Genomic DNA, 22,525 nt, shown 5'->3' with positions numbered 1-22,525 from the left:
CCTCGGCGCGGTTGAGGCGGGAGCCGGTGGCGAGGCGGAGCTGGCGCATGCCGAGCTCGGCGTTGGTCTTGTTGAACTGGCCGAGGGCCTGGAGCGACTGGACGTTGGTCTTGACGCGGTTGAGATCTCCGATGCTCATGGTAGGGTACCTGTTGGGACTGGGGGGAGGGTCGTTGGGGGAGGGGGTCTCCTTCTCTGCCCCAGTTATCGCGCCTCCTCAGGGGGCACTAAGCCGGGGGCCTAAAAAATCTTCGCAGCAGCTCTGAATTGCTGGAATCGCCCTGAATTGCTGGAATCGTTCAGGATTGCTGGAGTCAAACGGAAGAGGGGCCGCGCCGGTAAGACGCGGCCCCTCGGCACCGGGAGCGGGATTCCTCAGACTTTGCGGAGTCGCCGGGTCGGCTGGGGGTCGGCGAAGGCCTGGACGTAGCGGTCGAGGTCGTCCTGCCGCGCTTCGAGGGTTTCGGCGAGGGTGTCGACGGTGAACGCGGGCGTGCGCGCGGCGTAGAGGGACCACGCCGGGTCCGCCAGCGCGTCCTCCCATGTTGCGGGGCTGCCGAACCCGTGACCCATGGCGTGCGCCGCGAGGTTGGCCACGGCGACGGCGCCGACGAGCGCCTCGGCCGCGGCGCCGCCCCCCGCGCGTTCCGGCGCGTGGTGATGACGGATCACGCGGGTGAGCGGCTCGGGGAAGTGGAGCTTGAGCGCGGCGAACTCCCCGGCCTCGGTGTGATCGGAGCCGAAGAGGAGGCTCTCCATCTCGCGGAAGTCGTCGGTCGAGACGTGGGCGCTGAGCGCCTGCTCTTCGTAGAGCGCGACGGCCTCGGTGGGGAAGTTGTAGACGAGGATGATCTTGCCGAAGTCGTGGAGCAGCCCGGCCGTGAAGCCGGCGCCGCGCCGCGCCGGGTGGACTTTAGGGGCGTCGGGCTCGGCGGCCTCGTCCAGCAGGAAGCTCGTGAGGTAGGCCGTCGCGACGCTGTGGCGGATGAGCTGGGAGAAGCACGATCCGGCCGGCCCGTCGAGCACGGAGCGGAGCCGGAGCATGCTCATCCCGACGATGATCCCGACGACGGCCACGGGCCCGAGCATCACGACGGCCCGCTCCGGGCTGCTCACCGTGCGGTGGAGGCCGTAGTACGCCGAGTTCACCGTCTGCAGCAGGCGGGCGACGACGAGCGGGTCCCGCTCCAGCATCGCCGTCACGGTCCGCACCTCGATCTGCTCCGGGTGATCGACGAGGTCGAGCGCCTCAACGAGCGTGTGCGGGAGCGGCGGGCAGCGGAGCTCGAGGCGGCCGAGCGGGATGCGGGTGGTCGGGGTAGAACCCATCGGAACGCGGGGTAGGGGATTAGCGGAGGTAGTCGAGGAGCGATGTCTGGACGACGGAGGCCGTGGTGCGGAGGGCGGCTTCGAGCGTGGTCTGCGCCTGCTGGAAGCGCGTGATCGTCTCGACGTAGTCGACCTCTTCGATCTCGGCCCGGCGGCGGTTCGCCTCGATCGACGCGTCCTGGATCTGCAGCTCGGCGTTGTCGAGACGGCGGGCTACGGCGCCCGACTCGGCGGAGATGTCGATGAGGTGGTCGCGGGCGACGATGACTTGGCCGACGGCGTCGTCGAGCGAGACGGTGTCGTCGCCGCGGAGCGCGGCGATCATGCGCTGCAGGCTCTCGGTGATCGTGAACCCCTCGCCGGTGTCGAGCACGCGCTCGCCGGAAACGTTGATGACGAGTTCCGTGCTCGGGCCGATCGTCCGGCGGCGGTCGCCGCTGAGGACGCCCGTCGGCGTGCCGTCCTCGGCGAAGGGCTCCGTCGTGGAGCGGTTGCCGGCGAAGAGGTACTCCCCGCCGGACTTGGCGTTGAGCCCGTCGACGACTTCGGCGAGGATGGACTCGATCTGCCCGGCGAGGGCCTCGCGGTTGTCGTCGTTGAGGGTGCCGTTGAGCGCGCGGAGGCCCTCTTCGTAGGCCTCGGTGAACCGCTCGGTGAGGGTGCCGAGCTCGTTGCCCGTCTGGTTCACCCACTGCCGGGCGTCGCCAATCGCGCGGCCGTACTGCGCGTAGCGCTGGTCGAGCGATTCGAGCATCCGCGCCTGCGCGTACGCCGAGGGGTCGTCGGACGGCCGGTTCACGCGAAGGCCCGTGGCGAGCTGCTCCTGCAGCCCGGCGAGATCGCGGCGGAGCGTGGAGAGGGAGGCGTTCGCGTTCGAGGCGTAGAGGCTCTGTTCGCGGGCGATGCGGAGGGACATGGGGGCAGGGGGTAAGCGGCGTTAGAGCGCGAGGAGGGTGTCCATCATCTCGTCGGCCGTCGTGAGGACGCGGGCGGCGGCGGCGAAGGCGTGCTGCGCCTCGATGAGGTTCGTCATCTCCTCGTCCACGGAGACGCCGGAGACGCCGGCTTCCATCGCGGCGAGGTGGTCCACGATCGCGGCCTGTGCCCCGGCCGCGGTGCGGGCCGCGCGGAGCTTCCCGCCGACGCCGGCCGTGAGGTCGATGGCCTGCGCGTCGAATCCCTCGCGGAGGGCGGCGAGGGCGGAGGCGACGCTGGAGTCGCCGGGCGCGTCGGGCGCACCGGAAGCGGCAATCGCCGAGGGGTCGCTGACGTCGTCGGAGAGGCGGATCGAGCCGGCGGTGACGCCGGCGGGGTCGAAGAAGTTGAGCCCGGTGCTGCCGTCGAGCCCGTAGCCCGCGCTGTGCGCGGCGTTGACGTCGGCCACGAGCGCGGCGGCGAGGCCGTCGAGCGCGGCCCGCGTGTCGGGCAGCGTCTTCTGCAGCGTCTTGAGCTGCGCGCCGAGGCTGCCGCCGGACGACGTGGGGAACGCGACGTCGGTCCCTTCGAACCGGACGCCGGCCACGGCCACGTCGGGCGGCACGTCGAGCGTGAGGCCGAGGGCGTGATCGCCCTGCACGGCGGCCATCCCGCCGATCGTGACGGTGTAGCCGTCGGCGCCGTCGCTGACGCGGACGGGCGCGAACGCGGAGAGCTCGGCGACGGCGGCGTCGCGGCGGTCCTCGGCGGCGAAATCGGGCGAGCCGGCGGCGCGTGAGGCGCGGATCGAGGCGTTGAGCCCGGCGATCTCGTCGAGGAGGCCGTTGACCTGCCCGACGCCTTCGCCGAGCGCGGTCTGCGTCTCGCCGGAGAGCCGGGTGATGCCGTCGTCGAGGCGGCGGAGCGTGGCGGCGAGGGTGTCGGCCTGGCCGAGGAGCGTGGTGCGGACGCCGCTGTCGGTGGGGTTGTTGGCGAGGTCGCTCCAGCCGTTCCAGAACCCGTTCATCACGTCCTGCAACGCCGCGCCGCTGCCGACGCCGAAGCTGCCTTCGAGCGTGGCGAGGAGGCGGGTCTCTTCGTCGGCCCCGCCGAGTCCGGTGCGGGCGTCGTTGGCGGCCGTGGCGAGGAGGCCGTCGCGCATCCGCTCCAGCCGCTGCGCCGTGACGCCGGAGCCGACGCCCCCGGCGCTCGGCATGAGGAGGCCGTTCCGGCCGGGGCCTTCGGTGCCGAGCGTGAGGCGGCGGCGGGCGTAGCCGGGGGTGTTCGCGTTGGCGATGTTCTGCCCGGCCACGTTCATCTGCGCGGAGAACACGCCGAAGGAACGCCGGCTCATCTCGTAGAGGCGGTTGATGCTCATGGCTTAGCCTACGTGGTTGACGAACGAGCGGGGCGGCGTGGCCTGCGAGGGCCCGCCCGTGGCGGTGTAGACCCGCGACGGCGCGGGGGCGTCGAGCTGCTGCCACGTCTGCAACAGCTCCTGCCCGATGTTGACGGCGATCTGGAGTGCGAAGGCAAGCTCCTGCGACCGGGCCTGGGCGTCTTCGACGCGGGCGCGTAGCCCGTCGAGCGCCGCCCGAAGCTGGCGGCCGAGCGCGGGGTCCCGCTCGGCGAGTGTGGCGGCGAGCGTCGCGCGATCGGCATTCGCGAGGCCGAGGACGCGGCCGACGAGCCGGCTCTGCCGCTCGCCGACTTGCCGGAGCTGGCCGAGGTCGTGGACGGTCTGGCTCGCGGCGTCGGTCGTGTCCTCGATTGCCTGCTGGTCGCGGGCGCGGAGGGCGTCGAGCTGGTGCGTAATCGCGGTGTGGAGGCGCTCCACGGCCTCGACCTCGCGAGCGAGCGTGCCGAGCCACGCCTCGACGGCGGGGCGCGGGTCGGGAGTAGTCGGGCGGGCGTCAGCGTGCGGCATCGGGGCGGGGGGTTAGGAGCGGTCCCACTGGCGGAGGAGAAGGTCCGAGAGCTGGAGGGCACCGCTCTGAACGAGGTGATCGGTGAGCGCGTCGGTCAGCACGTCGCGCTGCATGTCGGCCTGCCCGCCACCGACCCCGCCTTCGCCGGCGAGCGACGACTGGAACAGGTCCTTCGTCATCACCTGCACGAACTGCCGCACGAGCACGGCTTCGAACTGCTCGGCGGCTTCGGCTTCCGTGCGCGGCTTCTTCGTCGCGTCCGCCGGGGCGGTCGGGAGCGCGGCACTCGGGGCGTTGATCGTCATCGTCGTGGGAGTTATCGGTGGAGAAGGGGCGACGCTAAGGGCTAGAGGATCACGAGCTCGCCCTGGAGCGCGCCGGCCCGGTCGATGGCCTGGAAAATGGAGATCACGTCGGTCGCGGTGAGCCCGAGCTCGTTGAGCGCGGCGGCGAGCTGGCCGACGTCGGAGTTCGGCTGGAGCACGACGCTTCGCGCCTGCTCCTGCTCGATCCCGGCGCGGCCCGCGGCTCCGACGACGGTCTGCCCGTTCGCGAGCGCGCCGGGCTGGGAGACGAACGGTTCTTCGTCGGTCGCGATGACGAGGCTGCCGTAGGTCACCATCACCTCGCTGATGCGGACGTTGCCGCCGGCGACGATCGTCCCCGTCCGCTCGTTGATCACGATGCGCGCCGGCACGTCGACCGTCACGGCGAGCCCTTCGAGCTTCGCCATCACGCCGACGGCACCCGCCGGGTCGCCGCTCGCGTCGACGCGGACGAGCCCAGCGTGGACGACGGTCGCGGCGCCGCCGAGCAGGCCGTTGACGGCCTCGGCGACGGCGCTCGCGTTCGTGAAGTCGGGTTGCTTGAGGACGAGGCCGAGCGACGTGCCCTCGACGGCGAGGCCCGTGCCGGCGACGACGAGGCCGCCGCCGGGGACGCGGCCTGTGTTCGTCGGGCCGGTGCGCGTACTCGCGCCGAGGCTGGCCGCCATCACGGTGCCCGTCGAGACGGAGCCCTGCGCCGTGGCATGGGTCTGCCCGGTGATCGGGTTGAGGAGCGGCGTCTGGAGGAGGACGCCGCCGGAGAGCGAGCGGGCGTCGCCGAGAGCGGAGACCGTCACGTCGAGCTGGCTGCCGGGGCCGCTGAAGGGGTCCATCGTCGTCGTCACCATCACGGCGGCGACGTTGCGCGCGGAGAGGAGGGCGGGGTCCACGGTGATGCCGAACGCCCGGAGCATGTTCGTGATGCTCTGCACGGTGTAGGGCGCGCCGCGCCGGCCGCGCGCTCGGTCGCCCGTCCGGTCGAGTCCGACGACGAGGCCGTAGCCGGTGAGCTGGATGGGGGCCGCGCCTTCGAGCACGACGAGGTCTTTGAGCCGGGCCGTGCCCGTGCTCTGGGCCGTCGCCTCGGCGCTGAGGGCGAGGACGACGGTGAGAAGAAGGAAGGAGGCGGAGAGGCGGAGCATGGGCGGAAAGCTGTTGGCTGTTGGCTGATAGCTGTTGGCTGGCGGCGAAGGCTAAAAGCCAAGAGCCTCAAGCCAAGAGCACTCACCCGAGGAAGAGGGCGGCGCCGAGGAGGGCCGCGGCGGCGGCTTTGAGGAGCGTGCCGGGGCGGAGGAACTTGGACCCGATTCCCTTCTGCCGGTACTCCACGTCCGCATTCGCGATCTGGAAGGAGAGGACCGTGTTGTCGTAGGTCACGTCGAGCGGGCGGACCGTCCCGGACACCTTCATGAGGTGGGTGACGCCGTTGACGTGGAGCGTCCGCTCGCCCTCGATCTGAAGGTTGCCCGTCGCGTCGACGCCCACGACGACGGCCGTGATCGTGCCGCTGAGGAGGTCGCTCTGGACGGCCTGGTTCTGGGCGGCGGCGTTCTGGCTCACGTTCGCGTCGAGGGCGAACTGCCCGCCTTCCGCGCTCGCGCTGCCGTTGACGCCGGCCTGCGAGCGGTCCTCGAACTGGCTGCGGCTGCTCGCCGCCGTCCGCTCGGCGAGCACGACGGTGAGCGGGTCGCCGACGCGGGCGGCCTTGGGGTCGGAGAAGAGGGACTGCGCGGCGGCGGCGTGCGACACGCCGAGCAGGAGGACGAGTACGAGGAGGCGGGCGGGCATGGGCATAGTTAGAGGGTGACTATCCACTCGGCCTCGCCGGGCGCGGTGAGGCGCGCGCGGTACGTGGCATCGGTGGTGGCGTTGTAGAGGCGGATTTCGTCGCCGACCGCGCCGGGCTCGCGGGCGTGGCAGGGGACGGCGAGCGTGAGGGTGCCGCGGCGGTAGCGCATCGTCACGGCGTCGCCGGTGTCGGCGGCGAAGGGCGGGCGGAGGTCGCCGCGTCGGAGCGCGCGGTCGGCGCGGAGGGAGCGGTCGGCGCGGAGGTCGTCGCCGAGGGCGCGGAGGTCGGCGGCGCGGAGCGGCTCGCCGTGGAACGTCGTCGTCTCGGTCCACACCGTCCCGAGGTCGGCCGGGGCGACGGGCTCGCCGCGTCCCACCGCGCGCCGTGCCACCACGACGGAGTCGTAGTGGGCGACGTGGAGGAGGGCCCATCCCGTTTTCTGCCAGCCGTTCGGTGTCTCGGCGAGCACGTCCACTTGGGTGTGGCCGCGCGGGATCGCTGCGCCGCCGGGGAGGACGACGCGAATCGGGGCCGCGGCGTCCACGTCGCCGCCGGTGCGGAGGACGCGGACGCGGAGCCGCTCGGCGTCGTCGGGGAAGCGGGCGGCGAGGGCGCGCTCGGCCGCCGCCTGCAGCGTGAGGGCGGGAGCCGCCGCCACGAGCAGAGTCAGGAGTACGAAGGCCGAGAGCGAGAGGCGCATTACCGTGGAACGCTAGCGTTTGACGTTGTTGGCGATCTGGAGCATCTCCTCGCTCGTCGTCACCATCTTCGAGTTCAGCTCGTAGGCGCGCTGCGCCGTGATGAGGTTCACCATCTCCTGCACCACGTCCACGTTCGCCGTCTCGAGGAAGCCCTGGCCGAGCATCCCGAGTCCGTCGTCGCCGGGGAGGCCGATCGTCGGCTCGCCGCTGGCGCTCGTCTGCTCGAAGAGGTTGCCGCCGAGGCTGCCGAGCCCGCCGGGGTTCGCGAACCGCGCGAGTTCGAGCTGGCCGAGCTCGATGGGCTCCGGCTCGCCCTGCATCCGCGCCGAGACGATCCCGTCCTGGCTGATGTGGATGTTGGTCGCTTCCGCCGGGATCGCGATGTCGGGTTCGAGCGGGAGGCCGGTCTGCGTGACGAGCTCGCCCTCGGCGCTGAGGGCGAACGTGCCGTCGCGCGTGAAGGCGATCATGCCGTCGGGCTTGCGGACCTGGAAGAACCCGTCGCCGTTGATGGCGACGTCGAGGGCGTTGCCGGTCTCGGCGAGGCCGCCCTGCTCGAAGTTGCGGACCGTCGCGATCGCCGTGGCGCCGTGGCCCATCTGCATCGAGGCCGGAGCGGCGCCGCCGGACTCCTCGCCGCGCGCCTGCACGTTCTGGTAGAGGAGGTCCTGGAAGACGATCGACGAGCGCTTGTAGCCCGTTGTGTTGGCGTTCGCGAGGTTGTTCGCCGTGTTGTCCACGCCTTTCTGCTGGGCGCTCATCCCGAGGGCGGCGGTGCGGAGGGCTCGAAGCATAGAAGTTGAGGGTGCGGTGGGGGAGAGGTAGAGACGCAGCATGCTGCGTCTCTACGAGGTGTGCTGGGGCTTTACGAGCGCGCGGCGCTAGAACGTGCCGAGGTCGCGGGTGATGGCGCCGAGGGTTTGGTCCGTCGTCTGGAGCATCTTCTGCTGCGACTCGAACAGGCGGAAGTGCGTGATCATGTCGGTCATCTCCGCGAGCGGATTCACGTTGCTCGTCTCGATGAACCCCTGCCGCACGTCGGGCTCGGCGAGCGGTTCGGGCGCGGCGTTCGTGGCGAACGTGGCGCCGTCGAGCCGCTCGAACGCCGTCCCCTCGGGGAAGCCGACGAGCTGAAGCGCACCGACCTGTTCGCCGCCGACGCGGATCGCGCCTTCGGCCGTGATGGCGATGTCGCCGCCGGTGGGCGGGAGCTGGATCGGGCCGTCGGCGCCCTGGACGGTGAAGCCGTCGGGCGTCATGAGCGTCCCGTCCGGCATCGGGGTGAGCCGGCCGGCGCGGGTGTAGCGCGTGGCCCCGGCGTCGTCGGTGACGACGAGGAAGCCCTCGCCGCCGAGGGCGACGTCGAGCGGGTTGCCCGTGGCCTCGAAAGCGCCCTGCTGCGAGTCGGCCCACTGCGTCGTCGTGCGGCGGCTGATGGGGTTGCCCTCGGCGTCGATGCGGTTGCTGAGGACGTCGGTGAACGTCCGGTCGCGGCGGAAGCCGACGGTGTTGGCGTTCGCGAGGTTGTTCGCGGTGCGTTCCTGTTGCCGGTTCATCTCCGACATGGAGGCGGCGGCGTTGCGGAGGCGGAGGAGCATGGGGGGTAGAGGGAAGGTGGTCGCCCCCGCTCTGTCAAAGGGGCTGCCAACCGCCGTGGGGCGTGATACGCAGCGGTGAGGGCTGCCGCGCGGCACTTTTTTCCCGGTGCGGGGCGGTACGATTTGCCGGAGTCGAGGCACCGCTGGACGAGCAGGCGGAGACGAGCGGCGGGCGCGAACGGCCGGTCCTCCCCCGTTGAAGCGGTTGACTTGCTCCTGCCCGAACCCCTACCTTGCGAGCCGCTTCGGCGCGCCGAGGCCATGTTCCGACCATCCTCCCAGCTTTTGAACGCTATTCGCGCTCTTGCTACGCGTTGTCTGATCCTGGCTGCCCTGCTCCTCGCGTCCCCCGCGTTCGGGCAGCTCTCGGTCGACCAGTCGGCTGATCCGCTCGATGCGGGGCAGCGCGTCAACGCCTTCGTGCAGTGGGGTGGCGCGGAGCCCGTCGAGGGCGTGCAGATCGAGGTGCCGGCCGGGTGGTCCGTCCGCAGCGTCGAAGCCATCCGCTCGGGCACGACCGCCCCCGTATCCCTCGACGTGGCGGGCGAGGTCGGCGAGGTCGAAGCCACGGCGTCGCAGCCGCTTCGGGGCGTGCAGACGTTCGTGGTGGGGCTCACGGCCGGTCCGTCGCTCGGGTATCACACCGTCCGCATCGCTCCCATCCTCGCCGGGCGCGCGCAGCCCTCGGGCACGGAGGAGTGGCAGGTCTACGTGCGCGAGGCCATGTCGGCGAGCCGCAACCGCGCGTTCCAGCTCGAATCCGGCGCCCCGCCCGTCGCGATCCGCCGCCGCGCGCTCCCCAGCCTCGACCCGCGCGACGCATTGACGCTGGAGATGTGGCTCAAGACCGTCGGCCTCGGCGAGGTCGTGCTCTCGACGTGGGACGGGAACGAAGACCGACCATACCCGGTCGAGGTCGTCGTCGACGGGCGCGGGCGGCTCGTGTTTTACCGCGGCCGGCCGGGCCAGCACGAAGCGATGGCGTCGAAGGACCCCGTCGCGGACGGTCGCTGGCACCACGTCGCCGTCGTGAACGACCCGTTCGCTGGGTGGGCGCGGCTGTTCGTGGACGGCCTCCCCGTGGACTCGCTGCGCAGCGAGGAGGTGACGGGGATGCTCAATACGATGTCGCTCGCGCTCGGCGGGCGGCCGGAGCGGCCCGGCGCCGCGCAGCCCCGCCTGTTCTCCGGCCAGCTCGACGAGCTCCGCCTGTGGAACGCCGCCCGCCCGGCCGTCACGCTCCGGCGCACGATGCGCGTCCCGCTCGACGCCGTCCCGGAGGGCGTCTTCCGCCTCGGCTTCGACGAGCCGCTCCCGCCCGACGTGCTCGTCGCGGTGCCGGCGACGCGCGTCCGCGTGCCCTCCAGCCTCTCGTTCGTGTTCCCCGTCGAGTCTCTCGAAGCCTCCGTCGAGCAGGGCATCGTGACGCTGACGTGGGCGACGAAGGACCGCCGCGCCGACGAGTTCCGCGTCGAGCGCTCGACGGACGGGCAGCGGTTCGAGGCCGTCGGCACGGTGCGGGCGGCGGAGCGCGTCGGGGAGACGGCCGACGGCTCGGCCCGCTTCGCGTACACCGACCTCCCGCCGGACGGGCAGGTGCTCTACTACCGCATCCGGCAGTCGGCAATGGGCGTCGCCGAGCGCGTCTCCGGCACGCTCAAGCTCGGCCTCGGCGAAGGCGAAGGCTCCGCCGTCGCGATCGTCGGCAACTCGCCGAACCCGTTCCGCGGCAGCACCGTCGTCACGTACGACCTCGCCAAGCCGGCACCCGTCCGGCTCTCGGTGTGGGACATCTCCGGGACGCGCGTCGCCGTGCTCCTCGACGAGACGATGCCGGCGGGCCGCCACGAGTACCGCTTCGCGGCGGACGGGCTGCCGAGCGGGGTCTACTTCGTCCGGCTCGAAACGCCGGAGGGCAGCGCGGCCCACAAAATGACGCTGACGCGGTAGCGCGCGGCGGAAGATCGAGCGAGCGAAAGGGCTCGTCGCGAGCGCGCGGCGGGCCTATATTTTTGGCCTCCGCCTTTCTCTCATCTCTCCGCTCCGCGCTATGAAGCTCACGTATTTCGGCCACTCCGCTTTCCAGATCGAGACCGACGGGACGACGCTCCTCTTCGATCCCTTCATCACGGGCAACTCGCACGCCGAAGGTGTCGTCGCGCCCGGCGACCTCGACCCGGACGTGATCCTGATGACGCACGCCCACGGCGATCACTGGGGCGATGCGCCCGACATCCTCAAGCGGACCGGCGCGCTCCTCGTCGCCAACTACGAGATCACGAACTACGCGCAGCAGAACCACGACCACGAGAACGTCCACCCGATGAACACCGGCGGCGCGGCCGACTTCGCGTGGGGCCGCGTGATCCAGACCTACGCCCGCCACAGCTCGTCCTTCCCCGACGGGACGTATGGCGGCAACCCGAACGGCTTCATTCTCCAGATCGAAGGGAAGACGGTCTACAACACGGGCGACACGTGCCGCTTCGCCGAGATGGCGTGGACCGGCGAGGACTATGACCTCGACCTCTGCCTCCTCCCCATCGGCGACGACTTCACGATGGGGCCGGCTGAGGCCGTCCGCTGCACGGCGATGCTGAAGCCGAAGCTCACGGTGCCCCTCCACTACGGCACGTTCCCCGTCCTCACCGGCGACCCCGACGACTTCGCCCGGCAGATGGACGAAGCGGGGATGAAGGCCCGTGTGATGTCGCCCGGAGAAACGATTACATTGTAGGGGTGTAGCACGTTTGTACCCGCCGGTCAACCGCATGGCTAGAGCCTTCCCGATCCGCCGAGCCCTTCGCTGGTGCTGCGTGTGCGTCGCCGGGCTCCTCGTGGCGCCCGGCCTCGCGGAGGCACAACGGCCCTTCGACGTGCTCGACCCGTTCTATCAGGAGGAGTCGGCGCGGCGGGCGTTCTACGACGGGATCGCGCTCTCGGGCGAGGTCAACTACCGCTCGGCCGGCCCGTTTCGGCAGAACGCGGAGGCCGATCGCCGCGGCCCGCTCGGCCTCTCGTTCCGGCTCGACTACACGCTCGCCCCGCGGATCGACGTCAGCGCGATCTTCGACGTCAGCGGCGGGCTCACGAGCCAACTCGGCGGGGGACCGGTCCGGCTGAGCTGGATCGTCGTCAAGCCGTACTGGCACAACGAGCGCACCGACTACGCCGTCCGCATCGCCGTCGACCCCGCGAGCGAGGGCGGGCTCGGCTTCCGGCAGACGGACATCGCGTTCGTCTCGACCTCGGACCTCTCGCCGCTCATCTCGTCGGACTTCGCGATCGGGCTGCGGCAGGCGCAGGTCGGCTACGAGCGGCTGCAGGTGGACGAGGAGCCCGGGACCCTCGGCATCCCGGCATCGGACCCCGAGCTCGTGCGGACGCGGGCGATCGGTCGCGAGGTCCACGTGATGTGGGGCCATAACCTCCACTTCGACCCCGCCGGCAGCAACTTCTTCCTGACCCTGCTCGGCGAGGCGATGGACTACGACCTCGTCGCCTCGCGCCCGTTTGAGGACAGCGACCAGGGGGAGGAGACGACCGGGGAGGCCGCGCCCGAGCAGCGCAGCAGCTACCGGGGCGGCGTCGGCTGGGTGCGCGGCGGGTTCGAGCTGAACCGGCCGGGCTACCAGGTCTCGCCGTACGCGAGCGTGCCCCTCGTGACGTGGGTCGATGCCGAGGGCGAGTCCGACACGTGGGGGCCGCGCTTCCAGAACCTCCGCCTCGGCCTGCGGCTCACGCTGCGCTGAGCGCGGGACCGCGCCGTCCGCACGTACCTTCGGGGCGCCCTCTCCCGACCCGCTCCCCATGACGTTCGGCATCCTCTCGGACACGCACAACTACTTCCACCCGGTGCTGCCGGAGGTGCTCGCGAACGTGGACGTCATCCTCCACGCGGGCGACGTGGGGACGCCCGAGGTGCTCGACGCGCTCGAGGCGATTGCGCCCGTCCGCGCCGTCTACGGCAACATCGACGGGCAGGCGATCAAGCATCGCGCCCCGGAGTTCCAGCGGTTCCAGACCGAGGGCGTGCGCTTCCTGATGACCCACATCGGCGGCCGGCCGGGGCGCTGGCCGAAGGGGATCGGGCCGCTCCTCGACCGCGAGCGACCCGACGTGTTCATCTGCGGCCACAGCCACATCCTCCGCATCGAACGCGTGAAGGCGCTCGGCGGCATGCTCTACCTCAACCCCGGCGCGGCCGGGCAACAGGGCTTCCACACCGTGAAGACGTGCGTCCGCCTCATCGTAGAGGGCGGAAAGACGACGCAAGCTGAGGTCGTGCACCTCGACACGTAACGGTCGGCACGGCGTAGCTTGCGCCGGCCCCCTCCGCACCGCCCATGCCCGAAACGCAAACGCAGAAGTTCGACCTCCGCGCGCTGCTCGAAACGAGCCGCCTGCTCAGCTCCTCGCTCGAGATCGACTTCGTGCTCGGCAACCTCCTGCTGACGGCGATGAGCAAGCTCTTCGTTACGCGCGGCGTCGTCCTCCTCGATGACCCGCTCGCAGGCGCCCACCGCGTCGAGGCCGTCAAGGGCATCTCGGCGCTCCGGCGCGAGTCGCTGCTCTACCTCGGCCCCGTGCCGGAGACCGTGGCGACGGGGGAGGCGGTCCCGCCGGTCCTGCGCGAGCGCGGCATCGTCCTCCTGCTCCCGATCACGTACCACGAGCGGATGATCGGCCTCGTCGGCCTCGGGCCGAAGGCGACGGGCGGCGACTTCGACACCGACGAGCTCGCCTTCGTCGACTCCCTCGTCAACATGTCGGCCACGGCCGTCCACAACGCGCGGATGGTGGAGGAGCTGAAGGACGCGAACCGCGACCTCGGCCACAAAATCCAGCAGCTCGACACCCTCTTCGATCTCTCGCAGGAGTTCAACCGCACGCTCGACGCCGACTACTCGATCAAGCTCCTCTCGTTCGCGCTCATGGGGCAGCTCCTCATCGGCCGCTACGTGTTCCTGCTGTGCACGGAAGGCGGAAAGCTGGAGTCCGTTGCCGCCCGCAACGCCGAGCCGATCGACAACGAGATGTGCGCGCGGCTCGGCTCGCTGAAGCGGCTCCAACTCCTCGATGAGGACGCGGGCGAATGGGCGGATCTGGCCGAGCGCGGGTTCGCTCTCGCTCTCCCGCTCCGGCTGCAGGAGGAGACGCGCGGCGTGCTCCTCCTCGGCCCCCGGCGGACGGGCGCGCCGTTCGAGCTCGAAGACATCGACTTCCTGACGGCGCTCGGCTCGCTCGCGCTCAACTCGGTCGAGAACGCGCGCGGCGTGGCGGCGCGGATCGAGAAGGAGCGGCTGGAGGAGGAGATGCGGCTCGCCCGCGATATCCAGGAGCGTCTGCTGCCGCAGGAGCTCCCGCCCTTCGCCGGGCTCGACCTCGCCGGTCTCGCCCTCCCGAGCCGCGTCGTCGCCGGCGACTACTTCGACCTCCTCCCGCTCGACGAGGACCGCCTGCTCTTCGCCGTTGCCGACGTGTCCGGCAAGGGGCTCCCGGCCTCGCTGCTGATGGCGAACCTGCAGGCGTGCCTCCACGTCCTCCGCGGTAGCCTCGCCGCCGAGACGGTGACGCTCGCCGAAGCCACCGCCCGCGTCAACGAGGTGATCCACCGCAACACGGGGATGACGACGTTCATCACGTTCTTCTGGGGGATCTACGACCGGCGCGACGGCGGCGTGCGCTTCGTCAACGCCGGCCACAACTACCCCTTTCTCGTCCGCGCCGACGGTTCGGTGGAGCGGCTGGAGACGGGCGGTGTCCTCCTCGGCGTGCTCGCGGGGATGGCCTACGAGGAGGGCGCGGCGGCGCTCGAGCCCGGCGACACGCTCGTCCTCTTCACCGACGGCGTGACCGAAGCGTGGAGCGCGCTCGACCCCGACGACGAGTACGGCGAGGACCGCCTGCTCGCCACGATCTCGGACCACCGCACGGCCCCGGCCCGCTCCATCCTCGGTGCGATCCGCACGGATGTCGAGGCCTTCACCGGCGGCGGCACGCTCGACGACGACCTGACGCTCGTCGTGCTCCAGCGGACGGGCTGAGGCGCCTCAGCCTCAGCGCACGTGCACGAGCGGCCGGGTTTCGCTGACGCCGTCGCCGTGGACGCGGGCGTAGTAGACGCCGGAGGGGAGGTCGCCGGGGCGGAACGCGAAGGCGTGGCGGCGCGCGGCGAGTGGGCCGTCGTGGAGCCGAGCCACGCGACGGCCGAGTGCGTCGAACACCTCGACCGTCACCGTTGCGTCCCGGTCGAGCACGAACGCGACCGTAGCTTCGGTGCGGAACGGGTTCGGGTACGGCGCTTCGAGCGCGACGGCGAGCGGGGCCGCGCCCGGCTCCGAGGCGGTGAGGCCCTGCGGCGTGACCCACACCTCGAAGAGGCGGCTGCTCGCGTTCGTCTCCGTGGCGACCATGCTCATCCAGCCCGGGTTTGCCGACGAGGACTCGATGCCGCCGACGATCCAGCCGACGAGCGTGCGCGCCGTGAGGTCGCCGAGCTGGACGACGCCGTGGGCCGAGCGCGGCACGCCGGGCGCGGGGACCAGCACCGCGTTCGTCCCGAGCAGGCCCGGCATCGGCTCCGGCATCACTGTCTCGTACGTGGCCGGGCTGTCCTCGTCGAGGTCGTTCGTCAGCGTCACGATGTCGTCGGTGAAGGGGACGAGGTAGTCCTGCTCGACGGTCTCGGTCTCCTCGTCGTAGACGAACTGCGCCATCCCGCCGAAGAACGTCGTGTGCATCGTCTCCGTCGCGGCGTCCCAGAGCGGGAGCGCGGGGCAGGTGTAGTGCGCGAACTGCTGCTCGTAGCCGCTCTCGAAGTACTCGTAGATGTCTGTGGCGCCGAAGTAGATCTGCGTGCGGTACGGCAGGTTGGCGTCGGGTCGGAAGACGCCGCCGTAGAGCCCGAGCCATTCGGTGATAAAGGTCTCGCCTTCGAGGTTGCCCACGCGGAGATACGTCGGAGCGACGGTCATATCGCGGCGGTGCAGCACGTCCGGGTCGTAGTCGAGGTAGAGCGGGTCGGAGATGACGAGCGCTTCGCTGTCTTCGATGGAGAACAGCGCGATACGCTCGGTGTAGGCCTGTGTGAAGCCGCTGCCGCCGGCGGAATACGTGCCGTCGAAACGCTGGCCGCCGAAGAGGACGTACTCGCCGTTGAAGGTGCGCAGCTCGCCGCCGGTGACGGCAAGGCGCTCGTCGGTCGTCTGCCGGAGGTGGGGAGCGAGCGCGTCGCCCGTCGTCACGGCCTCGATCAGGCCCGGCACGTCGAGGGCGGTGAGCGTCGGGAACGTGACCATCTGGCCCGTCGCGGAGTCGGTGCCGTAGCCGCCGATCACGTACAGCGTCTCGCCGTCCTGGTGGTACTGCGGGTTCGTCGCCCGGAGCGGGTCCGCGACCGCGTCGCCGAGCTCGTCGAGCGAGCGGGACCACACCTGCTCCGTCGCGCGGTCCACGACCCACACGGCGTCGTTCGCCTCGTCTGCGGGGAAGGCGAACTCGACGATGCCGTGGAGCCCGTCCACGCGGCCCGCGACGAAGAGCCACTTCCCGTCGTGCTCGGCCCATGCGAACGAGTGGAGGCCCGGCATGGCGGCGAAGCTGCGCTCGACGAGTTCGACGCGGAACGGGAGGGCGGCGGGGTCCTGCGCCGCGACGGGCAGGGCGACGAGGAGCAGGAGGGCGGCGAGGCAGGCGCGCATAATCGGAACGGCAGGGCGACGAAAGACGGCCCTAATGCTACGGTATGCGGGCGCTTCGGGCAAGGTGAATCGGCGCACGGCGGCAGGCAGATCTGCGGACGGATTCCTCACGCCCCCTGCTCGGAGATGGCGGTGAGGAGCGCGCGGTCGGCGTCGGTGAGCGGCACGTCGCGGCGGGCCATCACGGCCTCGGCCACACGGAGCGCTTTGTCGATGCGGTAGTCCGCGAACCCCTCGGCGCCGCCCCACGAGAAGTCGGGGACGTGCCGCGGCGGGAAGCCAGACCCGAAGAGGTTGCAGAACACGCCGACGACCGTGCCCGTGTTGAACATCGTGTTGATCGAGCACTTCGAGTGGTCGCCCATCACGAGCCCGACGAACTGCCGCTCGGTGCCGACGAAGTCCTCGGCGACGGGGTCGTACATCGTCACGTGGCCGTAGTCGTTCTTCAGGTTCGACGTGTTCGTGTCGGCGCCGAGGTTGCACCACCGGCCGAGGTACGAATTCCCGAGGTAGCCGTCGTGCGCCTTGCTGGAGTACGAGTGGACGATGCTCGCGTGCACCTCGCCGCCGACTTTGGAGTGGATACCGATGGCGCTGCCGTCCACGCGCGCCGCCATCTTCACGCGGGCGTGCGGCCCGAGGTAGAGCGGCCCGATGCCGATCGCGCCCTCTTCGACGACGGCGTGCTCGGCGAGGAAGATCGGCCCGGCCTCGGCGTTGAGGATCGCGCCGGGACGGACCGTCGCGCCGGGCGCGAGGTAGATCCGCTCGGGGTGGACGAGCACGGCGCTGGAGTGGACCGCCGTGCCGTCGTGGCCCGTGAGCCCGAGCGCGTCGAAGTCGGCGGCGATGCGGTCGGGCACGTCGTCGAGCAGGTGCCACAGCCAGCTGATGAACGCGGCGCCGTCCACGCGCTCCTCCGGCATCCCCTCGAACTGGAAATGGCCGAGCGCCTCGGTCGCGATGAGGTCGGCGGGCGGGTGCGGGTGCCACGCCGCGACGATCGTGTCGCCCTGGTGGAAGGCGCACGCGGGCTCGCCGGGTTGGGCCGCTGCGCGCAGCCGCTCCAGCAACTCGCCCTCTTCGACGAGCCACCGCTGGTTCACAAAGAGGACGCCGTCGGTCTGGGCGGGGAGCGTGTTTACGAGCGCCTGCGGGTGCGCCCTCGCCGTGACCGCCGCGACCGCCGAGCGCGTGTGGAAGACGAGCTGCTCGAACGCGAACGCCCGGCGCTGCCGCTCGGCGAGGGTCTGGATGCCGACGCGGAGGTCGCCCGCCGCGCGCGTCGCGGCGAGGGGGAGGAGGTGGCGGACGGTGGCGTCTTCGAAGAGGCAGAGGTGCGGCATCGGGGCGAGAGGCGGGAGGGGAGGGGCAATCCCGGAAGCTACGGCGCAGCGCCCGCGCTGATCCGCAGCGAGGGCGGCCGGGGTCGGACGGTGGAGCGAATCGCAGCGCGGCGAAACAGCGGGGGGCGGACGCGGTTCGAGGAGATAACACTGTTAACTCTTCTTTCGATGGAAAGCCAGCCCCTCCCCGACCTCTCGCCGCCGCCTGGCTGGACCCTCCTCGACCCCGTCCCGCAGCGGTCCTTCGTCTCCGGCGACCCCGACGGCGACCGCCTCCGCGTCCGCTACTACTGCCGCGGGACCGAGCTGCTGACGAAGGTGTGGTTCGGCGCCGAGGCCGAGGGGCCGCCCGGCCACGCCCACGGCGGCGCGATGGCCGCCGTGCTCGACGAGGCGATGGGCTTCGCGGCGTGGCTCGCCGGCCACCCCGTCGTCGCCGCCCGGCTGACGACGGACTTCCGCCGGATGCTCCCGCTCGGGACCGTCTGCACGGTCGAAACGGAGGTGGAGATGGCAGAGGGACGGAAGGTCCACGTCCGGGGCCGGCTGCTCGGTGCGGACGGCACGGTCCACGCCGAGGGCGACGCGCTCTTCGTCCACCTCGGACTCGACGCGCTCGCCTCGCTCAACACGATCCGCAACGACGCCGACGGGTAGCGCGCTCGCGCTCGCCGGGTGCTGCCGCAGGGGCATCGCGTAGTCGTGTTATGTTTGGCGCAAGGCTTTCATTTGCGAGGTCTTGCTCGCATCTTGGTGCTTCCCTCTCCTCTTTCCTTTTTCCTTCGTAGACCCCCGTTGTTATGGCCACGATGCGAGCCGTCCAGGTCCCCCAGCCCGGCGCCGACTTCGAACTCGTCGAGCGCGAGATTCCCGACCCCGGCCCCGGTGAGGTCCGCATCCGCGTCGATGCGTGCGGCATCTGCCACAGCGACCTCTTCGTCAAAGTCGGTGCGTTCCCCGGCATCGAGTACCCGCGCGTGCCCGGGCACGAGATCGCCGGCGTCATCGACGCGCTCGGCGAGGGCGTGGCGGAGTGGACGGAGGGGCAGCGCGTGGGCGTCGGCTGGCACGGCGGGCACTGCTTCGTCTGCGACCCGTGCCGCTCTGGCGACTTCGTAACGTGCCGGAACGAGAAGATCACCGGCATCACGCACGACGGCGGCTACGCCGACTACGTCGTGGTCCCACACGAGGCCGTCGCCGCCATCCCGGACGAGCTGAGCGCCGTCGAGGCTGCGCCGCTGCTCTGCGCGGGGATCACTACGTTCAACGCGCTGCGCCACACGGGCGCGCTCGCGGGCGACCTCGTCGCGGTACAGGGCATCGGTGGGCTCGGCCACCTCGGCGTGCAGTACGCCAAGCAACTCGGCTTCCGCGTGGCCGCGCTCTCGCGGGGCGACGACAAGCGCGACCTCGCGCTCGAACTCGGCGCGGACCACTACATCGACACCGACGCCGAGAATCCGGCCGAGGCATTGCAGCGGCTCGGCGGCGCCCGCGTCATCCTCGCGACGGCCCCCTCGGCGAAGGCCATCGAGTCGGTGATCGGCGGGCTTGGACGCAACGGCGTGCTCCTCCTCGTCGCCGTAGACGAGAAGCCGATCGCAGTGCCGGCCCTGGCCCTCATCGGCGGACGGGCGCGCGTGCAGGGCTGGCCGAGCGGGACGGCGAAGGACTCCGAGGAGACGCTCGCCTTCTCGGCGCTCGCCGGCGTCCGCCCGATGGTCGAGACGTTCCCGCTCGAAGAGGCGGGGAAGGCCTACGACCGCATGCTCGCCAACGACGCCCGCTTCCGCGTCGTGCTCGACGTAGCCGCCGGTCGATAGCCCTTCGCGCTTCGTTGCTAACACCTATATTTCGACCAAGCGACTTCTGCCTTTCACCTAAGCCCTCCCTGCTATGAAGTTCTTCATCGATACCGCCGTCCTCGACGAAATCCAAGAGGCCGCCGACATGGGCGTCCTCGACGGCGTCACCACGAACCCGTCGCTCATGAAGAAGGTGGGCGTGCAGGACTTCCACGGCCACATCGCCAAGATCTGCGACATCGTCGATGGGCCGGTCTCGGCCGAGGTCACGGCGACGGACTACGATGGGATTCTGTCGGAGGGCCGGGAGGTGGCGAAGATCGCCCCCAACGTGGTCGTGAAGGTGCCGCTGATCCTCGATGGGATCAAGGCGATCAAGACGTTCACGAAGGAGGGCATCAAGACCAACTGCACGCTCTGCTTCTCGCCGACGCAGGCCCTCGTCGCGGCGAAGGCTGGCGCGACGTACATCAGCCCGTTCATCGGCCGCCTCGACGACATCTCGACGAACGGGATGCAGCTGATCGGGCAGATCGTGGACATGTACCGGATGTATGGCTACGCAACCGAGGTGCTCGCGGCGTCGATCCGCCACCCGATGCACGTCGTCGAGTGCGCCGAGTACGGGGCCGACGTGGCGACGATGCCGCTCGACGTGATCAAGAAGCTGATCAAGCACCCGCTCACCGACAGTGGCCTCGCCAAGTTCTTGTCGGACTGGGAAGACCTGCAGAACGGGTAGGGACAGCGCTTGCCTGATTCGCTGCACGAAAACAGGAAAGGGTCGGCATAACATGCGCGTACGGTATGTTATGCCGACCCGTTCTGCCTAATTAATGGTTATTCATCCTTCCCGAAGAGCGCTCGTTTTGGTCATAGCCTTCATGGCGCTCTCTCTCGGCGGATGCCTCTCTTTCCTCAACGCGAGCGGGTGCCCGAGCCTCAGTGTTGCGGAGCACGAAAGTGGGCCTCACGCGCTCAACCCTGACTCACCTCCCGAAGTGCGTTACTTGAGGCAGAGCCTGACTCGGGCGCAGGCGGAGTCATTCGTGTACGACGAGTTCCGGGTTCGGGACATGGCGGCTCTACAGGCTGATAGCGCCAAGTGGGAGTTCTCAGGGCGGCACTGGCAGCACCTCCTTGCCTTGCAGGAGCTCGGGGGCCGCTTCTACCTCTTCGACTCAGTTGACTCCGACGGCTGGGGGGCGCGGGGCGTTGTCCTGCTACGAGGCTGCCAAGCTATCGAGGCGCTGTGGACGTACGTGTTTGTGGATGCATAACCCGTGGTGCACACCGACGAAATGCTCGACTGCCTTGCCTCGTCCGCACCTAGTCACTGATCTTGCCAGCCTCGTTCTATCGGCTCGCCGCGTTTCGCAAGTGAGCCACCAACTTGTTCTTCCGTCAGCGAAATCGCTTGCCCGTCTCGCTGGCCCAGCCTCGGCGAAGGCACTTCCATAATGCACCCAGAGCGAAATGAGCGATGAACGACGATACAGTGAGGAGGAGATCGCGGCGATCTTCGAGCAGGCGGCGCAGGCGCAGGAGGCCGCACACCGAGGCCTCGGGCACGGCGACGGGCTGACGCTCGCCGAACTCCAGCAGATCGGGCGCGAGGCCGGGATCACGCCGGAGTTCGTCGCCCGCGCTGCCGCCTCGATGGACCGCTCCGGCCCGCCCCCGCCGCCCGCGCGGTACCTCGGGCTGCCGATCAGCGCCACGCGCACCGTCGAGCTGCCCGGGCCGCTCACAGACGCGGCGTGGGACCGGCTCGTCGTCGACCTGCGCGAGACGTTTCGGGCGACGGGAACGATGCGCCGCGACGGGTCGCTCCGGGAGTGGCGGAATGGCAACCTCCACGCGCTCGTCGAGCCGACGGCGTCCGGGCACCGCCTGCGGATCAGCACGTGCAAAGGCAGCGCGCAACAGTCGCTCACGCTTGGCTTCGCTTCTCTCGCGATGGGGCTGGTGTTCCTCGCGCTCTTCGCGGCGAACCCGGGGGCGGAGCCCAAGATGATGATCATCATGGCCCTGTTCGTGGCTTTCGGGCTGGGGGGCATCGGGCGCACGGCTTTCCAACTCCCGCGCTGGGTGGAGGAGCGCGAGCGGCAGATGGAAGCGATCATCGCCCGCACGGTCGAGCGGCAGGGCGAGGCGCCCGCGCCCGCCGTCCCACTCGATGCGCCCGTCTCTGCGCTCGACCTCGACGCGCTGGAGGAGCCCGCCGCCGCGGCACCGGTTTCGGCGCCGCGCCGCACTCGGTCCTGAGTCAGCCCACCGCGCCGTCAGTGGGTTCGATGACGCGCGCTTGGAGCCACGCGTAGGTGTCGGTCTGGGCGCGGACGCCGGTGCGCTGGGCCGGGCGGTAGTAGTCGTTCCGCTGCTCGGCGTTGAGCATGCGCGCCTTCGTGTCGTCGGCGAGATGGAGGGCGAGGACGTGGTCGATCTCGGCGCGAAGCTCCATCGGGATGGGATCGGACGAGAGGCGATCGCGTTCACCCTGCTCCCCCGACTCTACGAGGCCGAATGCTATGGAACGGAACCAGATCGTCTCGCGCGACCCGGACGTGATGAACGGCGCGCTCGTCTTCGCCGGCACCCGCGTCCCCATCGAGATCCTCATCCAGCACCTCGCGGCGGGCGACTCCCTCGACACGTTCCTCGACGACTTCCCCAGCGTACGCCGGGAGCAAGTCGTGGCCTACCTCGAGATGACGCTGCACGCAGCGGAGACAGCGGCGTGAGAGCGCTGCTCGACGAGAACATGCCGAAGACGCTCGTCCGGCTGCTCGCCCCGGAGATCGAGGCGCGGACGGTGCAGCAGGAGGGATGGAGCGGTCGGAGGAACGGCGACCTGCTCTCGGTGGCGGCAGCGTCGTTCGACGTCTTCATCACGACGGATCGGGGCATCCCGCATCAGCAGAACCTGAGCCGGTACGCCGTCGGGATCGTGTTGCTCGAAGCGCGGAGCAACCGCGCCGAGGATCTGGCTCCGTTAGTGCCGAAGCTGAAGGCCGTGCTCGATGCGGTGGCTCCGGGCGTCGTCACTCGCGTGAAGGGACGGGGCTGAGATCGCAAG

The 22,525-nt window shown here is 70.4% G+C and carries 24 protein-coding genes; 11 read left to right on the top strand and 13 right to left on the bottom strand.

Annotation, left to right across the window (positions count from 1 at the left end; genetic code table 11):
• Positions 1-375: 375 nt before the first annotated feature.
• The 10 genes from ABJF88_19515 to ABJF88_19470 all read right to left on the bottom strand — a co-directional run bounded on the left by ABJF88_19515 (position 376) and on the right by ABJF88_19470 (position 8,586).
• The gene (locus ABJF88_19515) at positions 376-1,329 is read right to left on the bottom strand and encodes an HDOD domain-containing protein (GenBank protein ID MEP0549129.1); all 954 of its coding nucleotides are present in this window, start codon (positions 1,327-1,329) and stop codon (positions 376-378) included.
• A gap of 19 nt (positions 1,330-1,348) precedes the next feature.
• The gene (gene flgL, locus ABJF88_19510; protein MEP0549128.1) at positions 1,349-2,245 is read right to left on the bottom strand and encodes a flagellar hook-associated protein FlgL; all 897 of its coding nucleotides are present in this window, start codon (positions 2,243-2,245) and stop codon (positions 1,349-1,351) included.
• A 21-nt stretch (positions 2,246-2,266) separates the two neighbouring features.
• Complete coding sequence (flgK, locus tag ABJF88_19505) at positions 2,267-3,622, bottom strand: flagellar hook-associated protein FlgK (GenBank protein ID MEP0549127.1); 1,356 nt, start codon at positions 3,620-3,622, stop codon at positions 2,267-2,269.
• A gap of 3 nt (positions 3,623-3,625) precedes the next feature.
• On the bottom strand, positions 3,626-4,171 hold the full coding sequence (gene flgN, locus ABJF88_19500) for a flagellar export chaperone FlgN (GenBank protein MEP0549126.1): 546 nt from the start codon (positions 4,169-4,171) through the stop codon (positions 3,626-3,628).
• A gap of 12 nt (positions 4,172-4,183) precedes the next feature.
• Positions 4,184-4,477 (bottom strand): hypothetical protein, encoded by a 294-nt coding sequence (locus ABJF88_19495; protein ID MEP0549125.1) that lies wholly within the window; start codon positions 4,475-4,477, stop codon positions 4,184-4,186.
• 41 nt (positions 4,478-4,518) lie between these two features.
• Complete coding sequence (locus ABJF88_19490; protein MEP0549124.1) at positions 4,519-5,640, bottom strand: flagellar basal body P-ring protein FlgI; 1,122 nt, start codon at positions 5,638-5,640, stop codon at positions 4,519-4,521.
• Between the two features lie 82 nt (positions 5,641-5,722).
• Positions 5,723-6,286, bottom strand: a complete 564-nt coding sequence (locus ABJF88_19485) for a flagellar basal body L-ring protein FlgH (GenBank protein ID MEP0549123.1) — start codon at positions 6,284-6,286, stop codon at positions 5,723-5,725.
• 8 nt (positions 6,287-6,294) lie between these two features.
• Complete coding sequence (gene flgA / locus ABJF88_19480) at positions 6,295-6,987, bottom strand: flagellar basal body P-ring formation chaperone FlgA (GenBank protein MEP0549122.1); 693 nt, start codon at positions 6,985-6,987, stop codon at positions 6,295-6,297.
• A 12-nt stretch (positions 6,988-6,999) separates the two neighbouring features.
• Positions 7,000-7,782 (bottom strand): flagellar basal-body rod protein FlgG, encoded by a 783-nt coding sequence (gene flgG / locus ABJF88_19475; GenBank protein MEP0549121.1) that lies wholly within the window; start codon positions 7,780-7,782, stop codon positions 7,000-7,002.
• Between the two features lie 87 nt (positions 7,783-7,869).
• The gene (locus tag ABJF88_19470) at positions 7,870-8,586 is read right to left on the bottom strand and encodes a flagellar hook-basal body protein (GenBank protein MEP0549120.1); all 717 of its coding nucleotides are present in this window, start codon (positions 8,584-8,586) and stop codon (positions 7,870-7,872) included.
• Between the two features lie 285 nt (positions 8,587-8,871).
• Here ABJF88_19470 and ABJF88_19465 point away from each other — a divergent pair, with 285 nt between their 5' ends.
• From ABJF88_19465 to ABJF88_19445, 5 genes are all read left to right on the top strand, one after another.
• Positions 8,872-10,536: a LamG-like jellyroll fold domain-containing protein gene (locus tag ABJF88_19465; GenBank protein MEP0549119.1), complete on the top strand. Its 1,665-nt coding sequence runs from the start codon at positions 8,872-8,874 to the stop codon at positions 10,534-10,536.
• A 100-nt stretch (positions 10,537-10,636) separates the two neighbouring features.
• Complete coding sequence (locus ABJF88_19460) at positions 10,637-11,323, top strand: metal-dependent hydrolase (GenBank protein ID MEP0549118.1); 687 nt, start codon at positions 10,637-10,639, stop codon at positions 11,321-11,323.
• A 34-nt stretch (positions 11,324-11,357) separates the two neighbouring features.
• Positions 11,358-12,338, top strand: coding sequence for a hypothetical protein (locus tag ABJF88_19455; protein MEP0549117.1), 981 nt, complete (start codon positions 11,358-11,360; stop codon positions 12,336-12,338).
• A gap of 58 nt (positions 12,339-12,396) precedes the next feature.
• Entirely contained in the window at positions 12,397-12,888 is a 492-nt protein-coding gene (locus ABJF88_19450) for a metallophosphoesterase family protein (protein ID MEP0549116.1), read from the top strand.
• 44 nt (positions 12,889-12,932) lie between these two features.
• On the top strand, positions 12,933-14,633 hold the full coding sequence (locus ABJF88_19445) for a SpoIIE family protein phosphatase (GenBank protein ID MEP0549115.1): 1,701 nt from the start codon (positions 12,933-12,935) through the stop codon (positions 14,631-14,633).
• A gap of 12 nt (positions 14,634-14,645) precedes the next feature.
• Here the strand turns inward: ABJF88_19445 and ABJF88_19440 are convergent, their stop codons facing one another.
• Complete coding sequence (locus ABJF88_19440) at positions 14,646-16,289, bottom strand: T9SS type A sorting domain-containing protein (GenBank protein MEP0549114.1); 1,644 nt, start codon at positions 16,287-16,289, stop codon at positions 14,646-14,648.
• A 107-nt stretch (positions 16,290-16,396) separates the two neighbouring features.
• A complete protein-coding gene (locus tag ABJF88_19435) occupies positions 16,397-17,638 on the bottom strand; it encodes a putative sugar nucleotidyl transferase (GenBank protein ID MEP0549113.1) in 1,242 nt (413 codons plus the stop codon).
• A 168-nt stretch (positions 17,639-17,806) separates the two neighbouring features.
• On the opposite strand from ABJF88_19435, the gene ABJF88_19430 reads away from it, so the two are divergent.
• The 4 genes from ABJF88_19430 (at position 17,807) to ABJF88_19415 (ending at position 21,714) form a co-directional block, all read left to right on the top strand.
• Complete coding sequence (locus ABJF88_19430; protein MEP0549112.1) at positions 17,807-18,295, top strand: PaaI family thioesterase; 489 nt, start codon at positions 17,807-17,809, stop codon at positions 18,293-18,295.
• Between the two features lie 143 nt (positions 18,296-18,438).
• Positions 18,439-19,464, top strand: coding sequence for an alcohol dehydrogenase (locus tag ABJF88_19425; protein MEP0549111.1), 1,026 nt, complete (start codon positions 18,439-18,441; stop codon positions 19,462-19,464).
• 73 nt (positions 19,465-19,537) lie between these two features.
• Positions 19,538-20,188 (top strand): fructose-6-phosphate aldolase, encoded by a 651-nt coding sequence (fsa, locus tag ABJF88_19420; protein ID MEP0549110.1) that lies wholly within the window; start codon positions 19,538-19,540, stop codon positions 20,186-20,188.
• A 734-nt stretch (positions 20,189-20,922) separates the two neighbouring features.
• On the top strand, positions 20,923-21,714 hold the full coding sequence (locus tag ABJF88_19415; protein MEP0549109.1) for a hypothetical protein: 792 nt from the start codon (positions 20,923-20,925) through the stop codon (positions 21,712-21,714).
• Position 21,715: 1 nt separating this feature from the next.
• Here ABJF88_19415 and ABJF88_19410 read toward each other — a convergent pair whose 3' ends face one another.
• Complete coding sequence (locus ABJF88_19410) at positions 21,716-21,910, bottom strand: hypothetical protein (protein MEP0549108.1); 195 nt, start codon at positions 21,908-21,910, stop codon at positions 21,716-21,718.
• A gap of 67 nt (positions 21,911-21,977) precedes the next feature.
• Here ABJF88_19410 and ABJF88_19405 point away from each other — a divergent pair, with 67 nt between their 5' ends.
• A complete protein-coding gene (locus ABJF88_19405; protein MEP0549107.1) occupies positions 21,978-22,190 on the top strand; it encodes a DUF433 domain-containing protein in 213 nt (70 codons plus the stop codon).
• A gap of 20 nt (positions 22,191-22,210) precedes the next feature.
• Positions 22,211-22,516 (top strand): hypothetical protein, encoded by a 306-nt coding sequence (locus tag ABJF88_19400; GenBank protein MEP0549106.1) that lies wholly within the window; start codon positions 22,211-22,213, stop codon positions 22,514-22,516.
• Positions 22,517-22,525: the final 9 nt, after the last annotated feature.

The sequence above is a fragment of the Rhodothermales bacterium genome, assembly GCA_039944855.1.
In the GTDB taxonomy this organism is placed as follows: domain Bacteria; phylum Bacteroidota; class Rhodothermia; order Rhodothermales; family JANQRZ01; genus JBBSMX01.
This window is presented reverse-complemented; position numbering and strand designations above follow the sequence as displayed.